The organism is Mesorhizobium sp. M1066 (assembly GCF_040318635.1).
In the GTDB taxonomy this organism is placed as follows: Bacteria; Pseudomonadota; Alphaproteobacteria; order Rhizobiales; family Rhizobiaceae; genus Mesorhizobium.
The window spans coordinates 1-2373 of sequence record NZ_JAMYMR010000098.1; the positions used below are offsets into that span (position 1 = coordinate 1).

2 protein-coding genes are annotated in these 2373 nt (G+C 65.3%); both read right to left on the reverse strand.

Annotated features, from left to right (window positions below):
- Positions 1–124: 124 nt before the first annotated feature.
- Positions 125–445: a Bbp19 family protein gene (locus tag NKH52_RS35215; protein WP_352736869.1), complete on the reverse strand. Its 321-nt coding sequence runs from the start codon at positions 443–445 to the stop codon at positions 125–127.
- Positions 442–2190 (reverse strand): portal protein, encoded by a 1749-nt coding sequence (locus NKH52_RS35220; protein WP_352736871.1) that lies wholly within the window; start codon positions 2188–2190, stop codon positions 442–444. The genes NKH52_RS35215 and NKH52_RS35220 overlap by 4 nt, the downstream gene beginning before the upstream one ends.
- Positions 2191–2373 lie beyond the last annotated feature (183 nt).

Sequence of the window (2373 nt, forward strand, 5' to 3'; positions counted from 1 at the left end):
AGCATCGCCAACAGAATCACATCCCAACGCCAGACAACCAATCAAAAGCGAGTCATCCACCTCAAAAGATGTGTGCATCCCCTAGACGAGGGGGGGGAGATCGGCAGCGTCGCGAATACCGCCTCTACCCCTCTGCCCTTGCCGCCTTCTCCAGCGCCGCAAGCTGCGCATCGTCCAGCGTCAGGAACCCCATGATGTGCTGCACCACCTCGGCGCGCGCATTGCTCAAGGCGCTGTGCAATTCGAACCCATTGGGCGTCCTGGTGCGCGCCATCCACTCGCCATAGGACGGACGCCGGTAATAGCCGGTCGTCGCCGCGAGATCGGCCAACACCATCTCGCCATCCTCGCCGGAAAACACCCGGAGATACGCCTTGGCCAGCGCGTCCCGCGCTTTGGCAGGACTGCCGGCCTGGCCGGAATGAGCGAAGCGTTTCCGGCTCATGCGCCGTTACCTGCCGGGCCGACGGGCTGCCCACCACCGCCGCCCAGCATGCCTTGCAGCCCGTCGAGCAGGCCGCTGTCGCGCGCCTGCACCGCCGCCGGCACCGCATCCTTGGCAGCCTTCCCAGCCGTGGCGATCGCCGCCATGCCGGCCTGCGCCTGGCTTGACTTGGCGCGCGCATCGCGCAACTCGTCCACCTCCTCCTTGCGGCGAAAGATGCGCTGCGGGCTGCGGCCGGCGCTCTGCACGATCTTGATCGCCTCGTCGCTGTCGATGTTGTCCATCACGCCTGGATCGAACTGCGCCATCTGCATGGCCGTCGTCACCACCTGGATGGTGTCGCGTGCCTCGGCCGAGCGGCGCAGCACGTCGAGCGGGCCGGTGAAGGTCGGCCGCACCGCCTTGCCGGCCAGGCTCTCCGGCGGCACGAAGCGGCTGTCTTCGTCATAGAGCCCCTTGTCCTCCAGAATGCCGAGCTCGCGATCGAGATTGCTGGCGAAGCCGGCCTGGATGATCGAGCCGGACGGCCCCAGCAGCGCGCCCTTTTCCTCTTGGCGGATCAGCGCCTCGGTCGCCGTCATCTGCGGGTTCTGCACCAGCGTCTGGAACAGGTTGACGAACATCATGTCGCGGATCTCGTCGGCGCGGCTCTGCGCGTAGTTGAAGGCATAGGTCGGGTTCTGCCCGGTGGTGATGGGCATAATGAGCGGCCTGCCATTGTCGTCGATCAGGCCCGGATAATTCTCGCCCGGATTGAGCACCGGCACATAGTCGAGCCGGGCCTTCGAGGCGGTCGCCGGATCGGTGATCTGCTGCAAGGCACGCAAGCCCGAACGGCGCACGGCGTTTTCCTCGCGCACGGTGGTCAGCGCCTCGATAGCAGGCGAAATGCCATAGGGGTCGCCCTCGTAGCGGCGCCAGTTGAAGGTCGACACCGGAAAGGTGCGGAACCCGCTTTCCCTGGCGATCTCCTCCTCGTCCTCGATGACGTGGTAGGAGGCGAAGGCCGTGTCGAGATATTGGTACTGGCCGCCCAGCCGATACATCTTGCGCTCGTCGCGCGGCTCAATGCACTGGATCAGCGAGATCTTCGTCTCGCATTTGGCCGGATCGTCGACCAGAATCTTGATGCGCGCCGGCAGTCTGTCATAGCCGAGCAGCTGTGCGGCCTGCCGCGCCGTGCGCTCGTAGCGGCGGTGGAAAATGTCGACCTGGCCCCAGCGGTTGCGGCTGAGATAGCCCTCGACCACCGGGATCGAGGCATAGCGGATCAGCGTCGCGCCAAACCCTTCCTCGGCATAGAGATAGGCCGGGCCATAGCGCACGACATTGCGCAGGCAGGCCTGCGTCGCCGGCACGAAATTCGAATTGGCTGAGTAGCGCAGCGCAAACAGGAAATCGCGCAAGGCCTCCGCCCATTCCTTTTCCTCGTCGGTCTCCTCGTCGTTCATGGCCGCCGTCGACAGCCCGTGCCATTTTTCCGACTGCGGGATGATCAGGCTTTCCAGCCCGGCGGCCAGCCGGTTGGCGGCCGAGTTGATGGTGTTGGCATAGACGCGGGCGCCGCGCCGCTCCTGCCGCTCGGCCTGCGAGTCCTGGCTGCCGGTTCGGCGGCCGCTCCAGATATCGGGCGCATCGGGGTCGCAGAACTCCGCCACCTGCTCCCACACAGCCTCATACCGACTGCGCTCGCTCTCGAGCTCGGACTGGCGGGACAGGATATTGCGGGCGCGGGTATCGGTCATGATGTTCTCACTTGTTTGGCGCGGCGGAGCTGCCGATTGATTGGAGATGCGGAGGGACAGCACCCCCCTCTGGCCTGCCGGCCATCTCCCCCGCATGGGGGTGTTTGGACCGGAGACATCGCGAACAGGTGTGCGAGGACATCGCGAACAGTTTTGTCACTTATCGTCTGCAGAGGTTGAGGT